This window comes from Variovorax sp. GW822-FHT04E09 (assembly GCF_058800845.1).
The window spans coordinates 965,602-984,790 of the sequence record NZ_JBXAMR010000002.1 but is presented as its reverse complement, the minus strand read 5'-3'; the positions used below and the strand labels follow the sequence as shown (position 1 = coordinate 984,790).

Genomic DNA, 19,189 nt, shown 5'->3' with positions numbered 1-19,189 from the left:
CTCCCGCTTCAATTGAAGACCCACTCGGCACCGACCGTGGCCGCGGCGCCGGCGCGGCTCATGCCCACGCCGCCGGTCACGCTCCAGCCGTTGTTCTCGGCCGTGCGGCGGAAGCTGATGCCCACCGCGCTCTCGCCCTTGAACGTGCCGTAGCCCACGCGCATCACCGTCTTGCCCGGCACCGAGGTGCCCGGCATCTGCACGGCCATGGCGGCGGCCACGCCGGCATAGGCGTTCTTGGCGGTGTTGCGCAGCTCGTTGCCCAGCGCGTTGGTGCGCGCGTCGGTGTAGGCCATGCCGGCGGCGCCGGCCTGGTTCAGCTGCTGCACGTTGACCGCGTCGGTGGGCGCCACGCCCGGCGCCACGTTCTGCACCGTGACCGGGCCGGTGGAGGCGCCGTTGCCCATGGTCACGCTGTTGTAGTTGACGCTGCCGTCCACGTTCGTGTCGTAGCGCACCGCGCTTTGCTGCACGGCCTGCAGCTGGCGCACGTTCACCGCGTCGGTGGCCTGCGTGCCGCCGGCCACGTTGGTGATCTGGCGTTCGTTGCCGGCCGAACCGACCGACACCGCACCCTGCGCCGACTGCACCACGGTGTTCGAGAACATCTCGCGCTGCCCGTTCATGCCCGCGCGGTTGGCCACCGCGCCGTCGCCCAGCGCCACGCTGTTGGCCGTGCTGGCCGTGCTGTTGGCACCCAGCGCGATGCTGCCGGCCGCCTTGGCCTGTGCGTTGTTGCCGGTGGCGATGGCGTTGTTGCCCAGCGCGACCGCGTTCGGGCCGATGGCCACGCTCTCGGCGCCGGCGGCGTTCGAGTCGGCCGCCTTCGAGTTGGCGTGGAAGTACTTGATGCCGCCGCCACCGGTGGTCATGTTGTTGATCGCCTGGTTCGTCGCGTACAGCTGGCTGCCGTTCACCGCGTCGGTGCTGGTGGCGCTGATCTCGCCGGCCGCGACGTTGGTGAGCTGGCGCTCGGCATCCTTCGAACCGACGCTGACCACGCCCACCGGCTTGGTGCCGGCGAACTGGTAGGTCGTGCCCTGGAGCGTGACGCTCTCAGTGGGCTTGGCCTCCGCCGTGGTCGCGTCGTTGCCCAGCGCGACGCTGTTCTTCGTCGTGACCACGGCGCCCGTGCCGATCGCCACGCCCCGGTCGGCCTTGACGGCCGCGCCCGAGCCCACCGCCGTGCTGTCGGTGCCCGTGGACGTGGGCGCCACGTAGGTCGTCGGCGAACCGGTGATCCACTTGCTGCCCGCCGCCGCGGCCTGGCTGGCCACCGCCTGCAGCTGCGCCACGTTCACGGCGTCGCTCGGTGCGGAGCCGGCGGCCACGCCGGTGATCTGGCGGAACACGCCGTGGGCGGCGTCGCCCACGCCCACCGCCCCCGTCGTGCTGGTGGTGGCCGCGATGGCATCCGCTTGTGCCGCGGTCGCCTCCGGCGGCACATAGCCCTTCACGCCCGCTGCGCGGTCTGCCACCGAGCCTGCGCCCAATGCCGCACCACCCGTCGCGGTGGCCGTGCTGCCTGCACCCACTGCCACGCTCACATCGCCGACAGCGGCGCTCGCCGCGCCCATCGCGACGCTTGCCACGCCCGAGGCGTTCGAGGCCGCGCCCGCGGCCACGCTGCCGTTGCCCGCAGCCCGCGCCCAGGCGCCAAAGGCCGCGCTGTCGATGCCGTCGGCCGTCGAGAAGTAGCCCACCGCCGTGCTGCGGTCGCCCATCGCCCAGGCGGCATTGCCGATCGACGTGGCGCTGATGCCCGCGGCCTGCGCCGCCGTGCCCATCGCCACCGCGTTGACGGCCGTTGCCTGCGCGTCCTTGCCTGCGGCGATAGCGTCGGCGCCCGTGGCCCCGTCGTTGTTCTCGTTGCCGCCGCCAGTCGAGTTCACGCTGTAGTACTTGGTCTTGCTCTCGGCGACCGTGTCCTTGAGCTGGCTGACGTTCACCGCATCGGTGCCGGCCACGCCAGGCGCCACGTTAGTGATCACCTTGCCGCCCGCGTCGACGCCCGCCGTGGTCACGCTCGGACCGCCGACGATGGTCAGGCCGGTGGCGCCGAGGGTGACGTTCGGGCCCACGGTCACGCCGGCGTTGTTCATCACCGTGTCGCCGGTGGTCACGCTGTCGAACTTCACGTCCTTGGCCGTGGCCACGGTCAGCGTGTTGCCGTTGCGGGTGACGACCATGTTGTCGCCACTGGCGAAGTTGGCCGTGCCGCCGGGCGCGATGTTCTGCGGGGTTGCCTCGCCGTTCGCGCTCAGGTTCCAGCCCTTGCTGGCCGTGGCGTCGACCAGCTTGAGCTGCTCTTCGGTGGCCGCGCGGCCCACGGTCGCGAAGCTCGGGTCGGTCAGCGTCTTGTTGCTCAGGCCCTGGATGTCGTTGCTGACACCGCTGAGCTTGACGGTGCCGCTGGTCACGCCACCCGCCGCGACGGCCGTGGTGGTCGTGCCGTTGTTCACCGTCAGGCCCGTGGTGTTCAGCACGCTCTGGCCCACGGTCACGCTGTTGTTGACCTTCACGTCGTCGGCGAGCTTGAAGTCGAGGTTCGTGCCGGTGCGCGTGATCGCGATGTTGCTGTCCGAGTTGCTGAAGTCGACCTTGCCGCCTGGAGCGACATTGCCGCCGGTGGCTTCGCCATTGGCTGCGACATTCCAGCCTGCGCTGGCCGTGTCGTTGACCTGCTTCAGTTGCTCTTCCGTCGCAGCACGGCCCACAGTCGCGAAGCTCGGGTCGGTCAGCGTCTTGTTGCTCAGGCCCTGGATGTCATTGCTGACGCCGCTGAGCTTGACGGTGCCGCTGGTGACGCCACCCGCCGCGACGGCCGTGGTGGTCGTGCCGTCGTTCACGGCCAGGCCCGTGGTGTTGAGCACGCTCTGGCCCACGGTCACGCTGTTGTTGACTTTCACGTCGTTGGCCAGCTTGAAGTCGAGGTTAGTGCCGGTGCGCGTGATGGCGATATTGCTGTCCGAGTTGCTGAAGTCGACCTTGCCACCCGGTGCGACGTTGCCGCCCGTGGCTTCGCCGTTGGCTGCGACATTCCAACCCGCGCTGGCCGTGTCGTTGACGATCTTGAGCTGTTCTTCCGTGGCCCCGCGGCCCACGGTCGCGAAGCTCGGGTCGGTCAGTGTCTTGTTGCTCAGGCCTTGGATGTCATTGCTGACGCCGCTGAGCTTGACGGTGCCGCTGGTGACGCCGCCGGCTGCAACAGCCGTGGTGGTCGTGCCATCGTTCACCGTCAGACCCGTGGTGTTGAGCACGCTCTGTCCCACCGTCACGCTGTTGTTGACCTTCACATCGTCAGCCAGCTTGAAGTCGAGGTTCGTACCGCTGCGGGTGATCGCGATGTTGCTGTCCGAATTGCTGAAGTCGACCTTGCCGCCAGGCGCGACGTTGCCGCCCGTGGCTTCGCCGTTGGCCGCGACATTCCAGCCTGCGCTGGCGGTGTCGTTGACCTTCTTCAGCTGCTCTTCAGTGGCCGCACGCCCCACCGTCGCGAAGCTCGGATCGGTCAGCGTCGTGTTGCTGAGACCCTTGATGTCGTTGGTGACACCGCTGAGGTTCACGCTGCCGCTGGTCACGCCGCCTGCGGCCACCGCAGTGGTCGTGGTGCCGTTGTTGACCGTCAGGCCGGTGGTGTTGAGCACGCTCTGACCCACGGTCACGCTGTTGTTGACCTTGACGTTGTCCGCCAGCTTGAAGTCGAGGTTCGTGCCGGTGCGCGTGATCGCGATGTTGCTGTCCGAGTTGCTGAAGTCCACCTTGCCGCCCGGCGCAACGTTGCCGCCCGTGGCCTCGCCGTTGGCCGCGACATTCCAGCCTGCGCCGGCGGTGTCGTTGACCTTCTTCAGTTGCTCTTCGGTGGCCGCACGGCCCACCGTCGCAAAGCTCGGGTCGGTCAATGTCGTGTTGCTGAGACCCTGGATGTCGTTGGTGACACCGCTGAGGTTCACGCTGCCGCTGGTCACGCCGCCGGCGGCAACCGCCGTGGTCGTGGTGCCGTTGTTCACAGTCAGGCCCGTGGTGTTGAGCACGCTCTGGCCCACGGTCACGCTGTTGTTGACCTTGACGTCGTCCGCCAGCTTGAAGTCGAGACTCGTGCCCGTGCGGGTGATCGCGATGTTGCTGTCGGAGTTGCTGAAGTCCACCTTGCCGCCAGGCGCCACATTGCCGCCCGTGGCCTCACCGTTCGCTGCCACGTTCCAGCCTGCGCTGGCCGTGTCGTTGACGATCTTGAGCTGCTCTTCAGTCGCTGCGCGGCCCACCGTCGCGAAGCTCGGGTCGGTCAACGTCTTGTTGCTCAGCCCTTGGATGTCGTTGGTCACGCCGCTCAGGCTGACCGTTCCACTGGTCACGCCACCGGCAGCCATCGCCGTCGTGGTCGCGCCGTTGGTCACGGTCGTGCCTGTCGCCGACGTCGTCGTGACATTGCCCGCGCCGTCGTTCACCGTCAGGCCCGTCGTGTTCAGCACGCTCTGGCCCACGGTCACACTGTTGTTGACCTTCACGTCATCTGCCAGCTTGAAGTCGAGGTTCGTACCGCTTCGCGTGATCGCGATATTGCTGTCCGAATTGCTGAAGTCCACCTTGCCGCCCGGTGCGACGTTGCCTCCCGAGGCTTCGCCGTTCGCCGCCACGTTCCAGCCTGCGCTGGCCGTGTCATTGACGATCTTGAGCTGTTCTTCCGTGGCCCCACGGCCCACGGTCGCAAAGCTCGGGTCGGTCAGCGTCTTGTTGCTCAGGCCTTGGATGTCGTTGGTCACGCCGCTCAGGTTGACCGAGCCACTGGTCACGCCGCCTGCCGCGACCGCGGTGGTGGTCGTTCCGTTGTTGACCGTCAGACCGGTGGTGTTCAGCACGCTCTGGCCCACGGTCACGCTGTTGTTGACCTTCACGTCGTCAGCGAGCTTGAAGTCGAGGTTCGTACCGCTGCGGGTGATCCTGACGTTGCTGTCGGAGTTGCTGAAGTCGACCTTGCCGCCAGGCGCCACATTGCCACCCGTGGCCTCACCGTTCGCCGCCACGTTCCAGCCTGCGCTGGCCGTGTCATTGACGATCTTGAGCTGTTCTTCCGTAGCCCCACGGCCCACCGTCGCAAAGCTTGGATCAGTCAGCGTCTTGTTGCTCAAACCCTGGATGTCGTTGGTCACGCCACTCAGGTTGACCGTCCCGCTGGTCACGCCGCCTGCCGCAACCGCGGTGGTGGTCGTGCCGTTGTTGACCGTCAGACCCGTGGTGTTGAGAACGCTCTGGCCCACCGTCACGCTGTTGTTGACCTTCACGTCGTCAGCGAGCTTGAAGTCAAGGTTCGTACCGCTGCGGGTGATCGTGACGTTGCTGTCGGAGTTACTGAAGTCCACCTTGCCGCCAGTCGCCACATTGCCACCCGTGGCCTCGCCGTTGGCCGCCACGTTCCAACCTGCGCTGGCCGTGTCATTGACGATCTTGAGCTGCTCTTCAGTCGCTGCACGGCCCACCGTCGCGAAGCTCGGATCGGTCAGCGTCTTGTTGCTCAGCCCCTGGATGTCGTTCGTCACGCCACTCAGGTTGACCGTTCCGCTGGTCACGCCACCGGCAGCCATCGCCGTCGTGGTCGCGCCGTTGGTCACGGTGGTGCCTGTCGCCGACGTTGTCGTGACGTTGCCCGCGCCGTCGTTCACGGTCAGGCCCGTGGTGTTCAGCACGCTCTGGCCCACCGTCACACTGTTGTTGACCTTCACATCGTCAGCGAGCTTGAAGTCGAGATCCGTGCCGGTGCGCGTGATCGCGATGTTGCTGTCCGAGTTGCTGAAGTCGACCTTGGCGCCCGGTGCGACGTTGCCCCCCGTGGCTTCGCCGTTGGCCGCCACGTTCCAACCCGCGTTGGCGGTCGCATCGACGGCCTTGAGCTGGCTCACGTTCACCGCATCCGTATCGACCGCGCCGGCCGCCACGTTGGTGATGCGCCGCTCGGCACCCACGCCGCCTACCGACACTTCGCCCACCGGCACCGCTCCGGCGACCGACGTTGCGCCCGGCGGCACGTAGGCCGCGTTCGCGTTCAACGTCGCCAGGTCCGTGGCCGTGGTGCTGTTGGCACCGAGCGCCACCGCGTTCGCGTAGGTGGCGCTGGCATCGGTGCCGATGCTGACGCCGCTGTCGCCCGTGGCCTTGGCACGGGTGCCGATGGCAACGGTGTTGCTGGCGCTGATGTTCTCGCCTGCGTTCAAGCCGATCGCGACGTTGGCGCTGCCCTGGACCCCGCCGCCGGAAAGACCGCCCAGCGCCACGTTGAAGGCGCCGTTGGTGCCCTGCCCCGCGGAACTTCCGATGCCCACGTTGGAGAAACCGGTCGTGACCGCCCCGCCATTCACGCCGATGCCAATGTTGGAGTCACCGGTGACGCGGGCGCCCGCGCTCAACCCGAGCGCGGTGTTGTTCCCGCCCGTCACCGACACACCGGCGCTGTTGCCGACGGCCGTGTTGTCCGCTCCCGCAACCTGCCGGCCCGCGGCGTACCCGACGAAGGTGTTGTGCGAGTTGCCAGCCGCCGTGCTGCCCGAGCCGGCCATGTTGCCGACCGCCACGGTGCCCACGCCCGCGGCCACGGCATCCACGCCTGCCGCGATCGCATTGATGCCGGTCGCGCCCTTGTTGTCGTAGTTGCCGCCCTGCGTGCCGTTGTCGTTCACGCTGTAGTAGTGCGTCTGCGCGCCCTTGAGCTGGCTCACGTTGACGGCATCCGTATCGTCCGAGCCCGCCGCCACGTTGGTGATGCGCCGCTCCTTGCCCGCGCTGCCCACCGACACCTCGCCCACCGGCGCGGTGCCGGCCACGGCCGTCGCGCCTGCCGGCACATAGGCGTTCTTGAGCGCCAGTGCGGTTGCGTCCTGCGTCGCCTTCGAATCCGCGCCGAGCGCGACACCGTTGGCCGCACTGGCCTGCGCCTGGCGGCCGATGGCAACGCCGTCGTTCTTGCTGGCCACGGCGCTGTTGCCGATGCTCACCGTGTTGTCGGCGGTGATGCCACTCAACGTCGCGGGATCGACCACGCCCGCCAGGGTGCCGATGGCGATGTTGCTGTTGCCCTTGGTGCCGGCGCCCGCCGCCGCGCCGATGCCGACGTTCGTGTCGCCGACGACGGAGGAGCCCGACAGGTCGCCCATGGCGATGTTGTCGTTGCCGTTCACGGCCTGGCCCGCGCTGCCGCCGATCGCGGTGTTGTAGGTGCCCTTGGTCCCGATGCCGCTGTAGACGCCCATCGCGAGGTTGTAGTCGCCCTGGACGCCTTGGCCCGCCGCGATGCCGAACGCCGCGTTCGAGCTGCCGGCCACGTCCTTGCCCGCAGCGGAACCCACGGCGGTGTTGCTGGAACCCACGACACCACCACCCGCTTCGGTGCCGATGCCCACGTTGTTCTGGCCGGCCAGGCCGGCGCTGGCGCCCACGCCGGCCTGGTAGCCGATGGACACGCTGCGCTCGCCGTTGGCTTGGGCGCCCACGCCCGCCGCCAGTGCGTTGATGCCGGTGGCGCCGTCGTTGGCGTAGTTGCCGCCCTGCACGCCGTTGTCGTTCACGCTGTAGTAGTGCGTCTGGCCCGCTTTCAGCTGCGCCACGTTCACCGCGTCGGTGGCTTGCGTGCCCGCTGCCACGTTCGTGATCTGCCGCGTCTGGCCGTTGCCGCCGACGCTCACCGCGCCCAACGTGCTCTTCCACGTGGCCGAGGTGTCCGTCGAGGCCTTGCCCGCGGCCGGGTCGAAGCCCGCCACGCCCTTGTCCGTGCTCGCCACCGACTTGCTGCCCAACGCAGCGCCGTCAGCCACCGTCACGCTGGTCGAGTCGCCCAGCGCAGTCGCGTTGGCCACGTTGACGTTGACGTTGTTGCCCAGCACGAAGGTGTTGTTCGCCGCAGCGCCCAACGTGTTGTTGTTGCCCACGCTGTAGCTGTTGGCGCCGTCGATCGTGCTCGGGTCGCCGATGGCGCCGCTGTTGTTGCCGTTGACGACGTTGCCCGTGCCGATGCTGATCGACTGCGTGCCGTTGGCCTGGGCACCCTTGCCCATGGCAATGGAGGCTTCGCCCTTCGCAAAGGCGCTGTCGCCCACCGCCACGCTGGACACACCGAAAGCCTTGCTCGCGTTGCCGATGGCCACGGCGGCCTTGTCGCCGGCGACCGCCGACGAGCCCAGCGCCACGGCGTCGTCGCCGGTGGCGCGCGACAGGTGGCCGATGGCCGTCGTGCGGCTGGCGTCGATGCCGGCCACACCGTTGCGCTGGAACGCCTGGGTGACCGAGGTCTGCAGCTCGGCGGCGGTGACCAGCACGTTGCCGCTGCTGGCCTCGACGACGTTGCCGCTGGCGTCCAGGGTGTAGGTGCCGTCGGCCAGGCCGGCTTCGGTCACGCCGCGCGTGGCCAGAAAGCCCATGTATTCGGTCTGCGCCGCCAGGCTCGCCGCCTGCACAGCGGCCTGGGAGATCGGGGCATTCGGGTCCTGCGCGGCCAGCGCCAGGTTGGCGCTGGCGAGGGTGCCGAGCGCGATGTTGTTGCTGCCCTTGGACTGCAAGCCCGCCATCGTGCCCTGGTTGATGTTCTGGTCGCCCGTCACGAACTGGCCGGCGCGCTGGCCCACCGCGACGTTGCGGTTGCCGCTCGACAGCCCGCCCGCGCCGTAGCCCATGCCGGCGTTCTCGTCGCCCTGCACCACAAGGCCCGCCTGGTTGCCAACGTAGGAATTGCGGGCGCCATTGCCGCTCGCACCCGAGCCGCTGCCGACAAAGGTGTTGAGCGAGTTGCTGAAATCGTTGGGGTCGGCCTTGGCGGGGCGGCCCGTGCCCGCGAACGTGCCGATCGCGACGGTGTCGTAGCCGGCTTCGGCGCGCGAACCCAGCGCCGTGCCGCGTCCCTCGGCCTTCGCCGAGCCCCCCAGGGCCACGGAGTTGCCTTCGGTCGCGGAGGCATAGGTGCCCACCGCCACGGAACTCCAGTTCTCGGTCGGTCCGGTCAGGCGATCGCCACCGCTCGCAATGGCGGCGCGGCCGATGGCGATGTCGCCGAGCTTGTGCGCCTCGGCGCCGTTGCCCATGGCCACGGTGTCGTTCGCGAGCGCCTTGGCATCGGGGCCGATCGCCACGCTGTTGACGCCGATGGCGCCCGAGTTGGCCTGGGTCGAATTGCCGACAGCCGTCGAATTCACATGCAGGTACGGCGTCTCGTCGACGCTCACCCAGCGCCCGCCCTTCCAGGTCACCAGGCCTTGCGTGAGGCCGTTGGTGGTGGTGCCGGGCGTGGTGTTGAAGAGCATCATCCCGTCGGCCGGCACGCCGCCAGGCAGGCCCCAGGTGGTGGCGTCGGTGAGCGCCACGCGCGGCATCATCACGCCGCGGGTGTACGAGTTGATGTCGAGGATGGCTCCCGGCACCGCGTCAGGGCCCGGGTGCCCCGTGGGGACGGCTTCGTTGATCATCGTCTGCGACCCCGCCTGGCCACCGCCCAGCAGTGCCGCGCCCACCACACCGGCCGTGACAACCGCGCGCACCACGCTGCCACGCTTGCCGCGCGCCCGCGTCGTTTCCGACGCGGCAACCCAAGCGCCCAGCGCCTCATTCCAGATGGATCGATAAGACTTGTTCATTTCCCCTGTTCCTCGGATGCAAGCCGGCTGTACCCCGCAGGATCGCGACATGGCGAGCGGAGATGACCGGAGATGTGGAGTGATCGGAGCGCCGGGTGGCGCTACAGGGGGCGGATGATGTCGAGGGCCTTCGAGGGTCGAAGGGCCAGCGTGAGGTTTGGTCAGATTTGCAGCCAGCTTTAGTCTGCATTTGTGAATTTCTTTACTACTTCATAACCATCGCCAACAATGTTGCTAACGTTCACGCTACGGAATTCGTCAGATTTCGGGTGTGGATTCACTGTCAAAATTGCCGCCGCCACCCCTGGAGTCCATGCGCATCGCCATCCTTGAAGACGACCCGAACCAGCTCTCGCATCTCGTGCGGACACTCGAGCAGCTGTTAACAATTGGCGAGACGAATGTGACGTGCATCACGTTTTCGAACGGGTCGACCTTGCAACAGGCACTGCGGCGCGAAAGCTTCGATCTGCTGGTGCTCGACTGGAACGTGCCCGGCCTGGCCGGCGTCGAATTGCTGCAGTGGCTGCGCAAGTGGCAGACCGACAAGGTGCCGGTGCTCATGCTGAGTTCGCGCGCTTCCGAGCACGACGTGGTGCAGGCGCTGAACCTCGGCGCCGACGACTACATCGTCAAACCCTTCCGACCGCTCGAACTGCGCGCCCGCGTGCAACGCCTGATGGCCCGGCGCGTGCCGCTGGCGCCGTCCGACGGCGAGCGCTTCGGCCGCTGGGAGTTCGAACGGGTGTCGCAAAGCGTCCTGATCCACCCGGCCCCGGGCGACGACGCCGCGCCGCAGCGGCACGCCCTCACCGACCGCGAATTCAAGCTCGCGCTGACGCTGTTCCAGCACATGGGCGACACGGTGTCGCGCGCGCATCTGCTCGAAAGCGCCGGCTACAGCAACGAAGAACTGCCTTCGCGCACGCTGGACAGCCACATCTACCGGCTGCGCAGCAAGCTCGGCCTCGAAGCCGAAAGCGGACTGAGCCTGCGCACGGTGTACGGCCGCGGCTACCGGCTCGAGGCCACGCAACACGCACCGCAGGCGGATTCCTGATGGCGACGACGCACCCAACCCCGTTCCGCCCGTTCCGCCCGTTCCGCCCGCACCGCCTCCTGGCCTGCGCCGCGCTGCTCGTCGCCACGGCGGCGGGCGCGCAGTCGCCGCACGTGGTGAAGCCCGGCGAAACCCTGTGGGGCATCTCGGGCCAGCAGCTGGACACGCCGCTGCGCTGGCCCGAAGTGCAGCAACGCAACCAGGTGGGCGAGCCGCGCCTGCTGCAGCCGGGCACGGTGCTGTACTTTGCCGATGGCCGGCTTGTGCCCGAGGGCGCGGCGGTGGTCACCGCGGTCGAGGGTCGGGCCTCGCGCAAGCGCGCGGGTGTGCCTGAACAGGTCCTCACGCCCGGCCTGCCGATCCAGGCCGGCGACACGCTCATCACCGGCACGGATGCCTTCGTGACCCTCGGGGTGGCGGGCGGCAGCCGCGTCGTGCTGCCCTCGCGCAGCGCGCTGGAGGTGCTGGCCATCGATGCCAATACCGTGCGGCTGCGGCTCATCGAAGGCCGCGTCGAATCGCAGGTGCACAAGCAGCAGCCGAACCAGCAGTTCGAGATCCGCGCGCGGTCGATGGGCCTGGGCGTGCGCGGCACCCACTTTCGCGTGCGCGACGAAGACGGCGTGCTGACCGGCGAAGTGATTTCGGGCGAAGTGGTGGTGCAGCGCACCGCGCAGGCCGAACCGCCGCTCGTGCTGCGCGAAGGCCGCGGCGCGGTGCTGCTGGAGAGCGGCCCGTCGCAAGCGCAGGGCCTGCTGCCGGCGCCCCAGCTGGTGCCCGAAACGACGGCGCGCAACGACCGCACGTTCCGCTTCACGCCCGTTGCGGGCGCGCAAACCTACCGCCTGCAATTGGCGCGCGACGAGCGCTTCCTGCTGCCGGTGTACGAACAACGCGGCCCAAGACCTTCCTTCACGGTGCCGGCGGAACTGCCATCGGGCCTGTACCAGCTGCGCCTCACGGCCTTCGATGCCGCCCGGCTCGAAGGGCTGCCGGGCGACGGCACGGTCTACCTGCCCACGGTCGAAGGCGGCGCGGGCGGCCAGAGCACGTCGACCGCACTGCCCGACGGGCGCGTGGAGGTCCGCTGGCCGGGCATCGCGGGCCAGCGCTACACCTTCGAACTCTCGCGCAGCCCCGACTTCGCCGTGTTGCTGGTCAACGAGCCCGCGGTCTACGCCACCGGCATGACGGTCGGCCCCTTCGCGCTCGGCGGGCGCTACCACTGGCGTGCGCGCCAGGCCACCCCCGACGGTGCTGCGTCCGCAGCGACCGGTTTCGGCGGAAGCTTCGACATCCCGGTGCGCTGAAGCGGGGCCACGCGCATGCGCCTCGTCGTCGAACGCCTGCTGATGGCGCTGCTGCTGCCGCTGGCCATGCTCGGCCTGGCGCACCGCCCGGGCCTGCTGCAGATGGATGCGTACATCCACGATCGCCTGCTGATCCTGGCCTCGCACCGGGCGTCGGCCGACATCCTGATCATCGCCATCGACGAGCACAGCCTGCGCGAACTCGGGCGCTGGCCCTGGAGCCGCGCGACCCACGCGCGCCTGCTCGAACGGCTCGCCCCGGCGGCGCCGCGTGCGGTGCTGCTCGATCTCTTCCTGACCGAGCCGAGCGCCGACCCGCGCGAAGACGCGCACCTGGCGCGGGCCATGGGCCTGCTGCCCGTGTACCTGCCGCTGCTGCACGCGAGCCCCCTGGCCTTCACGAGCCACGAATGGCCGGGCTTCCTGCCGCCGCTGCCGGACTTTGCCGCCCAGGCCCGCGGCGTGGGGCATGCCGGCCTCGCGCCCGACACCGACGGCGTGGCGCGCACGCTGTACCTGCTGGAGGGCTATCCGAACCAGCTGCAGCCCTACGTGGGCGCGTTGATGGCGCAGCGCGTCCCGCCGGCCGTGGTCGACCCCGAGGCGACGCCGGTCGACTGGTTGCGCCAGAGCCCGCTGCGCCTGCTGTTCGCCGGCCCGCGCGGCAGCTACCGCACCGTGCCCTACGTGAGCGTGCTGCGTGGCGAAGTGCCCGCCGAGCTGCTGCGCGACAAGCTGTTGCTCGTGGGCGCCACCGCGCCCGGCCTCGGCGACCAGACGCTCACGCCCAACGCCGGCATCCGCGGCGTGCTGCCCGGCGTGGAGGTGCATGCCAATGCCATCGACAACCTGATGCACGGCCGCAACGTGAGCGTGTCGCCGCCGCTGTGGCACGCCGCCTGGACGGTGGTGCCGCTGTGGCTCGCGCTGTGGCTGCTGGTCCGGCGGGGCCGACACGCGCTGCCGATCGCCGCCGGCCTCGCGAGCGCGTGCCTGCTGATCAGCGGCGTCGCCATGCTGGCGTGGCACCACTGGCTGCCGCCTGTGGCGCCGATGCTCGGCCTGGCCATCCTCTACCTGCTGTGGAGCTGGCGCCGTCTCGAATCGCAGTTCGTCTACCTGCGCAAGCGCGCGCAGGTGCTCGACGCCCTCCCCGGCGGCACCTTCGAAGTCATGCCGGCCCGCTCGCCGGCGCCCGCCGACCCGGCGGAGCATCCCAAGCAGGCGCTCGACCGCGCCATTGCACGCCTGCGGCGCATGCAGCAACTCATGGACAAGGCCATGCAGGCGATGCCCGTGGCCATGCTGATCTGCGACGAAGAGGGGCGCATCGGGTCGGGCAACGCCGCGGCCTTCCGGCTGCTGGGCGGCGGTGCCATGCCATCGCACGACGACGACGATGGCATTGCACCGCCCGCGTTGCGCGGCGTGCGCCTGCCCGAGCTGATCGCGCCGCTGGCCGTGCCGCCCGCCAGCGGCGCGCCGCCCCGCACGGACGCCGCCCACTGGACCGACCGGCTGCAGGGCGAGTACGCGACCCCCGACGCGCGCGTGTTCCGCCTGGAGGCCGCGGCCTTCAGCGGCGACGCGCCCGAAGACCGGGGCTGGGTCGTGATGCTGCCCGAGCTCACGGCCGAGCGCGAAGCGCAGCGCCAGCGCGACGAGTGGCGCCAGTTCCTGTCGCACGACCTGCGCAGCCCGCAGGTCACGATCCTCAGCATCCTGTCGATGCATCCCACGGCCGATGCCGACATGCGTTCGGCCATCGGCCGCGAAGCCGAGCGCACCCTCGCGATGGCCGAGGGCTTCATGGATTTCGCGCTCGCCGAATCGGACGACTACCGCTTTGCGGACACGCACGTCGGCGCCGTGCTGCTCGATGCCAGAGACCAGGTGTGGCACTACGCGCAGTCCCATGGCGTGCGCGTCGAAGCACGCATCGACGACGACGCCGGCGACACGATCCTGCGCGCCGACGGGGCCTTGCTGACCCGCGCCATCGTCAACCTGCTGAACAACGCCATCCGCCACAGCCCGTCCGGCCGCCGCGTGGAATTGGGCATGGCCATCGAACCCGGCGCCGACGGCGCGGACGCGGCCAGCGTGCGGATTTCCGTCAGCGACCAGGGCTCGGGCATGACGCCCGGACAGCTCGACGCCCTGCTCCACGCGCCGCGCGGCCGGCGCGCGCCCACCGCCCCGGAAGCCGCCCCCGGCGAGACGAAAGGCACGGGCACGCGGCGCATGGGGCTGGGCTTTTCCGTCGTGCGCGTGGTGGTCCAGAAACACAACGGCACCCTGGGCGCGGACAGCACGCCCGGTGCCGGCACGACCGTCTGGCTGCGGCTGCCCCTGCCCGGTTCTCGCCCCTAGCACATCGAAGTGACGGGTTTTCCAATCCCGATGGGGACAATGTTGTGGAAAACCGTGTGCGCAGCGCGCGAAACCCTTGCCTGGCGGGGCCTGCAACACGGTGCCTGCGAAACAGGCAGCGACGCTGAAAAACCTGGAGAAATATTTTTCTCGGCGTTTTCGCCACACTTTCGGCGCCGAATCGGGACGCGCCGCAGCACCGGCGGAACCACCGCGGCGCTCAGTCCGAGGGCTCGCTCGCCGCGCCGTCGGCAAGCATGGCCGCGATGGTCGGCGCCTCCAACCCGGCTTCGGCCAGGAGGCGGCGGGTGTCCGCGCCGCGACGCACCGGCGCGCGCAGCGAAGGTGTCAGCGGCTCGCTGGACGTGAAGCCGATGCCTGGCACCGGCACCCGTCGCGCGCCGTTCGGCAACGGAAGCTCCACGTGCGGCCAGTCGCGCGCCACTTGTGCCGCCGCCTGTGCGGGGCGCATCACCGGCGTGGCGGGCACGCCGTGGCGGGTCAGCTGCGCATCCCATTCGGCCGTGCTCCTTCCACCCAGCGCCTGGCCCAGCAGCGCCTGCGCGCGCGGCACATCGCGCAGTTCGGCGGCCTCGTGCAGTGACGACAGCAGCGAGGCGGCCGTGCCGGTTTCGCGCAGCGCGTTCAGCAGCCCCCTCGCCTGGTCGGCCGCATTGCAGACGATGGCCAGCTGGCCGTCGGCCACCTCGAAAGTGCCCGACAGCGGGCTGCCGGAAAACGCGGTCGATGCGCTGCGCGGCATCTCCATGCCACTGACCAGCGGCCCGGCGTAGGTGGGCGCCATCAGCGTGAGCGCCGCGCCCATCATCGACACCTGGAGCCATTCGCCGCGCGTGCGTGCCTCGCCGTTCGGCCGGTCGCGCCGGTAGAGCGCGCTCATCACCGCCAGCGCCGCCTGCTGGCCCACGGCGTAGTCGACGAGCGGGAAACCCACGCGCTGCGGCTTGCCGTCGCGGTCGGCGTTGGCCGCCATGAGCCCGCTCGCGGCCTGGATCACGTGGTCGTAGGCGCGCCGGTCCGATGCGGGGCCGAAGCCGGTGATCGAGCAGACGACCAGCTGCGGATGGCGCGCGATCAGTTGCTGCGGATCGAAGCCGAGCGCCGCCAGCTTGCCGGGCCGGAAGTTCTCCAGCAGCACATCCGCGCCGCCGATCAGTTCGCTCAGCGCCTCTTTGGCCCGCGGGTCGCGCGCATCGATGGCCAGCGAGCGCTTGCCCGCGCCCTGCGTCACGAAGGTCTCGCCCAGTCCGAGGGCGGTCAGTTCGGCGTCCAGGCCCTTGGCGCGAATCATGTCGTCGCCGTCGGCGCGCTCGATGCGGATCACCTCGGCGCCGAGCAGGCCGAGCTGGTAGCCGGCGAAGGGGCCGGCCAGCACATGGGTCCAGTCGATGACGCGCAAGCCGGCCAGGGGTGTGGGGGTCGATGTCATCGCGTCACTCCGGCTTGACGCCGCTGTTCTTCACATAGCGCGCCCAGCGGGCGATCTCTTCCCGGGCGAAGCGGCGGCCCTCTTCGAGATTGAACGCCAGTGGCTGCGTTCCGCTGCTGGCGCGCAGTTGCACCGACTCGGGCGACGCCGACGACTTGCGGATGGCCGCATGCAGCGTCTCGACGATGGGCGCGGGCGTGCCCGCGGGCACGAACACGGCAGTCCATCCGGTGATCTCGAAATCGGCAATGCCTTGTTCGCGGAACGTGCCGACCTCCGGCGTAGCCGGATAGCGCCGCGCGGCGGCCACGGCCAGCGGCTTCAGCTTGTTCCCGTCGATGAAGACCTTGGCCACCGACGCGTCGGAAAACGCGAAGTCGATGTGCCCGCCGGCCAGGTCCGCCAGAGATTGCGGGTTCGACTTGTAGGGAACCGTCACGGCGTCGATGCCCGCCGACTTGCGAAAGATCTCGCAGGCCACCTGCGTCACCGCGTTGCCGCTGCCGCACCTGAGCGCGTTCGGATGGGCCTTGCCGTAGGCCATCAGGTCGGCCAGGTTGCGCCACTTGGCGTTGGCCGCGACGTACAGCGAGATCGGGCTGGTGCCCAGGCCCGCCACCATCTCGAACGACCCGGGTTCATAGCCGAGCCTGGCCGGGAAGAACGAGAAATTGACGGCGTTGGTCGTGGCCGAGCCGATCAGCAATGTGTACCCGTCGGGCTTCGCGCGCGCTGCGGTCGCCGTTCCCAGCGCGCCGTTGGCGCCTTGCCTGTTGTCGACGATGACGGGCGTCTTCAGGATGTCCGTCAGGTCCTTGGCCAGCACGCGCGCGCCGATGTCGGTGCCGCTGCCCGCGGCGAACGGAACCACCAGCGTGATGGGGCGCGAAGGATAGGCCGCTTGCGCGCAGGCCGAAGCAGTCCCCAGGGCCCACAGGGCGCCCAGGAAGAAAGAACTGCGAAGCATGATGGGTGTGTCTCCTGGTGGTGTCCGGGCTGAACGATAGGTTGCCGCCCGGCGCGCAGCAACCTACATTCCGTGGCGACCTTTTCCACTTTGGAAAACCATGAACTTGAACGACCTCCATCTGGCCGTGGTGATCGCGCGCGAAGGCGGCCTGAGCCATGCCTCGGCCTGCCTCGGCATTTCACCGGGCACCCTGAGCAAGGCCGTGACGCGGCTCGAGCGCGCCACCAAGGTCAAGCTGTTCGAACGGCTGGCCCGGGGCATGCGCCCCACCGAGCTGGGCCAGGCCTTCCTGAAGCGAGCGCAGCGCATCGACCTGGACGCCACCGACCTGCATGCGGAACTGCGCGACCTGCGGCAGGCGCGCGCCGGCGTGCTGCGCTGCGGTGTCGGCGACGGCATTCCCGACCGCTGGGTGCTGCCGGTGGTGGCCGCGCTCATCGAGCGCGGGATCCGCGTGGACCTGTCGGGTGGCAACTCCGACTCGCTCACGCGGGCCGTCGCCATGGGCGAGCTGGAGTTCGCCCTGACCGGCCTGCACAAGAAGCCGACGGCCGCGCTGGCATGGGAAGGCCTGCGGGACGACCCGTTGCTGCCCATGGCGCCGATCGGCCATCCGCTGGCACGCACCAGACGCGAGGTGGGCTGGGACCAGCTCGCGCAGGCGCGGTGGATCGTCATGGCGCCCGGCACCTCGACGCACACCGAGTTCGAAGCGAACTTCCGCGCGCACCGGCTCGACCCGCCCGCGCCGGTGGGCACGTCGCGTTCGTCCCAGCGCGAGCTGGCGTTGGTGCGCTCGCTGGGCGCCTTGATGCCCGTGCCGCGTTCGGTCCTGAAAGAGCCGCCGGTCGCGGCGCAGTTCGTGCCGGTCAGCCCCGTCGGCGGATGGCGATCGACCCGCCGCGTGGGCATCGTGCGGCGCGCCGGCGGCTACCTGAGCCCCTCGGCATCGCAAGCGATGGAGGCGCTGGAAGCCATCCTGCGCAAGGAGCGCTGACGACCGCAGGCGCAAGGCATGGCGCGCCGCGTGCGTTAGGCTCCACCACCTCCTCAACCCCTCCTCCCATGCACATCGAAGAACGCATCCACATCGCCGTCCCGCCCCGGGTCATCGACCGCATCTGGAGCGAGGTCGACCGATGGCACCTGTGGGACCCGGACACCAAGCAGGCCCGGCTCGACGGCCCCTTCGCCGTGGGCACCAAGGGCCGGATCGTTCCGCAAAAAGGCATGGGTGTTCCGATGGTGGTCACGGAGCGCTCCGAGGGCCAATCGTTCACCGCGCAGGGCTACATCCCCTTGTTCCGCATGCACTTCAAGCACACGGTGTCCCCAACAGACAGCGGCTCGGACGTGGTGCACCGCGTGTGGTTCACCGGCGCCCTGGCCTTCCTGTTCGGGCCGGGCGTCGCCAAGCAGGTTCGACACGGACTGCCCCGGACCATGCGGTCGCTGAAGGCCTATGCCGAGCAGCGCCACGCCACGTCGGGGCCCGCCGACGCCCCCTGAAAGCCGCCGCGCGCTGGCATCGCACCGCGAATTCCCGCGCGCTGGCGAATGAAGGCGCATCATGGGCCGATGAACATCCAGCTCGGTTTCGAGATCGCCTACCAGTTTCCCCGGCCGACGCCGATGATCCTGGCCCTCAGCATTCACTACTCGCGCGCCTCGGACCTCCTGCGCCCGGACCATCTGCTCACGAAACCGGCCGTTCCCACCACCGCGTACCGTGACCTGTTCGGGAACTGGTGCACACGCCTGGTCGCCCCCGCGGGCCGCTTCGTGCTGAGCACGGACACCGTGGTCCACGACAGCGGCACACCCGACATCGTCGTGCCCTCGGCGCCGCAGGTGCCGGTGGAGTACCTGCCCGAGTCCACCCTGCTCTACCTGCTGGGCAGCCGGTACTGCGAAACCGACCTGCTGTCCGACTTCGCCTGGCAGCGTTTCGGCAACGGCCCGACCGGCTGGGGCCGCGTGCAGGCGGTGTGCGACTTCGTGCACCAGCACATCGAGTTCGGCTACGAGCATGCGCGGCGCACCCGCTCGGCGTTCGAAGCCTTCAAGGAAGGGCAAGGCGTGTGCCGCGACTACGCGCACCTGGCCATCACGCTGTGCCGCTGCCTGAACATTCCGGCCCGCTATTGCAGCGGCTACCTCGGCGATGTCGGCACGCCGCCGCCGCACGGCACGATGGACTTCGCGGGCTGGTTCGAGGCCTTCCTGGGTGACCGCTGGTACACCTTCGACGCGCGCAACAACGTGCCCCGCATCGGCCGCGTGCTGATCGCGCAAGGGCGCGACGCCAGCGACGTCGCACTGTCCAACACCTTCGGGCCCAACGAACTGGATGGGTTCAGGGTGTGGTGCGACGAGGTGCAGTGAACTGAATCGCCGCTCTTCGCCGACGCCACG

9 protein-coding genes are annotated in these 19,189 nt (G+C 69.5%); 6 read left to right on the top strand and 3 right to left on the bottom strand.

Annotated elements, in window-relative coordinates; all coding sequences use genetic code 11:
• Window positions 1-8: 8 nt before the first annotated feature.
• The gene (locus tag AC1RL8_RS11945) at window positions 9-9,611 is read right to left on the bottom strand and encodes an ESPR-type extended signal peptide-containing protein (protein WP_492685429.1); all 9,603 of its coding nucleotides are present in this window, start codon (window positions 9,609-9,611) and stop codon (window positions 9-11) included.
• A 313-nt stretch (window positions 9,612-9,924) separates the two neighbouring features.
• On the opposite strand from AC1RL8_RS11945, the gene AC1RL8_RS11940 reads away from it, so the two are divergent.
• From AC1RL8_RS11940 to AC1RL8_RS11930, 3 genes are read left to right on the top strand one after another with little or no spacing between them, the layout of a single operon-like run.
• Window positions 9,925-10,671: a response regulator transcription factor gene (locus AC1RL8_RS11940; RefSeq protein WP_062474555.1), complete on the top strand. Its 747-nt coding sequence runs from the start codon at window positions 9,925-9,927 to the stop codon at window positions 10,669-10,671.
• Window positions 10,671-11,981 (top strand): FecR family protein, encoded by a 1,311-nt coding sequence (locus AC1RL8_RS11935; protein WP_492685428.1) that lies wholly within the window; start codon window positions 10,671-10,673, stop codon window positions 11,979-11,981. The genes AC1RL8_RS11940 and AC1RL8_RS11935 overlap by 1 nt, the downstream gene beginning before the upstream one ends.
• 15 nt (window positions 11,982-11,996) lie before the next feature.
• Window positions 11,997-14,354 carry a CHASE2 domain-containing protein gene (locus AC1RL8_RS11930; protein WP_492685427.1) on the top strand — a complete coding sequence of 786 codons (2,358 nt, stop codon included), beginning with the start codon at window positions 11,997-11,999 and terminating at the stop codon, window positions 14,352-14,354.
• A 220-nt stretch (window positions 14,355-14,574) separates the two neighbouring features.
• Here AC1RL8_RS11930 and AC1RL8_RS11925 read toward each other — a convergent pair whose 3' ends face one another.
• Both AC1RL8_RS11925 and AC1RL8_RS11920 read right to left on the bottom strand, forming a co-directional pair.
• Window positions 14,575-15,804, bottom strand: coding sequence for a CaiB/BaiF CoA transferase family protein (locus AC1RL8_RS11925; RefSeq protein WP_492685426.1), 1,230 nt, complete (start codon window positions 15,802-15,804; stop codon window positions 14,575-14,577).
• Between the two features lie 4 nt (window positions 15,805-15,808).
• On the bottom strand, window positions 15,809-16,771 hold the full coding sequence (locus AC1RL8_RS11920) for a Bug family tripartite tricarboxylate transporter substrate binding protein (RefSeq protein ID WP_492685425.1): 963 nt from the start codon (window positions 16,769-16,771) through the stop codon (window positions 15,809-15,811).
• A gap of 100 nt (window positions 16,772-16,871) precedes the next feature.
• Between AC1RL8_RS11920 and AC1RL8_RS11915 the strand changes: the two genes are divergently transcribed.
• The 3 genes from AC1RL8_RS11915 (at window position 16,872) to AC1RL8_RS11905 (ending at window position 19,159) form a co-directional block, all read left to right on the top strand.
• On the top strand, window positions 16,872-17,771 hold the full coding sequence (locus tag AC1RL8_RS11915) for a LysR family transcriptional regulator (RefSeq protein ID WP_492685424.1): 900 nt from the start codon (window positions 16,872-16,874) through the stop codon (window positions 17,769-17,771).
• A gap of 68 nt (window positions 17,772-17,839) precedes the next feature.
• Entirely contained in the window at window positions 17,840-18,283 is a 444-nt protein-coding gene (locus tag AC1RL8_RS11910; RefSeq protein WP_492685423.1) for an SRPBCC family protein, read from the top strand.
• A 48-nt stretch (window positions 18,284-18,331) separates the two neighbouring features.
• A complete protein-coding gene (locus AC1RL8_RS11905) occupies window positions 18,332-19,159 on the top strand; it encodes a transglutaminase-like domain-containing protein (RefSeq protein WP_493196483.1) in 828 nt (275 codons plus the stop codon).
• Window positions 19,160-19,189 lie beyond the last annotated feature (30 nt).